Annotated in this window: 1 rRNA gene; it reads right to left on the bottom strand. The window is 55.8% G+C overall.

Annotated elements, in window-relative coordinates:
- Positions 1–12 precede the first annotated feature (12 nt).
- Positions 13–129: ribosomal RNA gene (gene rrf, locus AC1DXI_RS20775) — 5S ribosomal RNA — on the bottom strand.
- Positions 130–378 lie beyond the last annotated feature (249 nt).

Raw genomic sequence — 378 nt, 5'->3', positions numbered from 1 at the left:
ACCTGAATGGTGTTCCGGCGGTGACCTACTCTCCCACACCCTCCCGGGTGCAGTACCATCGGCGCTGTGGGTCTTAGCTTCCGGGTTCGGGATGGGACCGGGCGTTTCCCCCACGCTATGACCGCCGTAACCCTGTGTCCCGCACCGCGTCCTTTGGGGGTGGGTGGGGAAAACTGTGGTTACAACATCTGTGGTGTTGTTATTTTGTTGTGGTTTTGTTCCTCAAGCAACGGGTTTGTTGTCTGGGAACCACATAGTGGACGCAAGCAGTCTTGTTTCTTTGTACCACCCCTGGGTGCAAACCCCTTTTGAAGTTGGGTTTGCGGGGTGGTGTGTGGTGTAAGTTATCGGCCTATTAGTACCGGTCAGCTTCACGAG

Source organism: Arthrobacter sp. P1_H7, assembly GCF_056405215.1.
This window is presented reverse-complemented; position numbering and strand designations above follow the sequence as displayed.